Origin of the sequence: Ligilactobacillus pabuli (assembly GCF_022836475.1) — a bacterium.
GTDB lineage: Bacteria > Bacillota > Bacilli > Lactobacillales > Lactobacillaceae > Ligilactobacillus > Ligilactobacillus pabuli.
The window spans coordinates 1-500 of the sequence record NZ_BQXH01000059.1 but is presented as its reverse complement, the minus strand read 5'-3'; the positions used below and the strand labels follow the sequence as shown (position 1 = coordinate 500).

Here is a 500-nt window from a genome sequence, read left to right as displayed (position 1 = left end):
TCTAAGGTGGGACAGATGATTGGGGTGAAGTCGTAACAAGGTAGCCGTAGGAGAACCTGCGGCTGGATCACCTCCTTTCTAAGGATAATTACGGAAACTCACACGATTTGTTATATGAAACTTTGTTTGGTTTTGAGAGGTCTACTCTCAAAATGGGGGTTTAGCTCAGCTGGGAGAGCACCTGCTTTGCAAGCAGGAGGTCAACGGTTCGATCCCGTTAACCTCCATTGATGACAGTAGTCATCATGGATCCGTTCTTTGAAAACTGAATAATATTTATTTCTTGATCAATAATTTTATTAAACCGAGAACACCGCGTTTGAAAGAGTTTCAAACAAGAATTCAAAAATAAGTAGTAAACGCAAACTCAAATGACCCATTTATCTTAAGATAAATGATAGGTTAAGTTAGGAAGGGCGCATGGTGAATGCCTTGGCACTAGGAGTCGATGAAGGACGTGACTAACTGCGATATGCTTCGGGTAGCTGTAAGTAAGCAAT

1 tRNA gene and 2 rRNA genes are annotated in these 500 nt (G+C 41.4%); all 3 read left to right on the top strand.

Annotated features, from left to right (window positions below):
- Positions 1-78: ribosomal RNA gene (locus LPAF129_RS11095) — 16S ribosomal RNA — on the top strand; the annotation flags it as partial.
- A gap of 76 nt (positions 79-154) precedes the next feature.
- A tRNA-Ala gene (locus LPAF129_RS11090) sits at positions 155-227 on the top strand.
- 173 nt (positions 228-400) lie between these two features.
- Positions 401-500, top strand: a 23S ribosomal RNA gene (locus LPAF129_RS11085); the annotation flags it as partial.